The organism is Vibrio sp. 1288 (genome assembly GCF_033344475.1).
In genome coordinates, this window is sequence record NZ_JAWPOX010000785.1 from 1 (window position 1) to 603 (window position 603).

The following is a 603-nucleotide window of genomic DNA, read 5'->3' on the forward strand; positions in this document are numbered from 1 at the left end:
GTGTTTTTTGCCTCTGCACTGGCAGAAGACTATCAGGACTCAATGGATATCTATACTAACCGTTTGCTGCATCCCATCACTTACAACATTGCCTATGATCTTCTCGTCCGTAATCAGACGGATACGCTGCTTGGTGGCTTTGACAAAGTGAACCAAGAGGCGGAACGATTTGGTACGTCAGGCCGAGTTTATCGACGTGCGGTCAAAGATCTTATCGATAAAGGACTCATTGCAAAAACCGACAATGGCTTAGCGATTCTTGATGAAATGGCGTTAAAAGCGTTCATCGATTCGCACGAATAATTCAATTCGGGATTGCAATGATTACCATTCATAAGTGCTTGAAATGGTTTAATCTAAAATCACTGTAATGAATGTAAAGTCGTATAAATCTTGTTGAATGCTTTTGAGAGTAACGCTATATTGCGAACGCGCATGATAATAGATCTCATTAAGGCTCAACAAAATGAAAAAACTCGTCAGTGCGGCTGTTTTCTCGCTGCTAACCATTTCTCCATCTTTTGCTGCTAACGTTGTTATTGACCATTACATGGGAAAAACCGAGCTAGAACAATCACCTAAGCGCGTGGTTGTGATTGGTTT

General features: G+C 41.3%; 2 pseudogenes. Both read left to right on the top strand.

The annotated features are described in order from the left end of the window. Positions 1-303, top strand: a pseudogene (locus R8O11_RS29355) (Crp/Fnr family transcriptional regulator); the annotation flags it as partial. A gap of 163 nt (positions 304-466) precedes the next feature. After that, positions 467-603: pseudogene (locus R8O11_RS29360) on the top strand (siderophore ABC transporter substrate-binding protein); the annotation flags it as partial.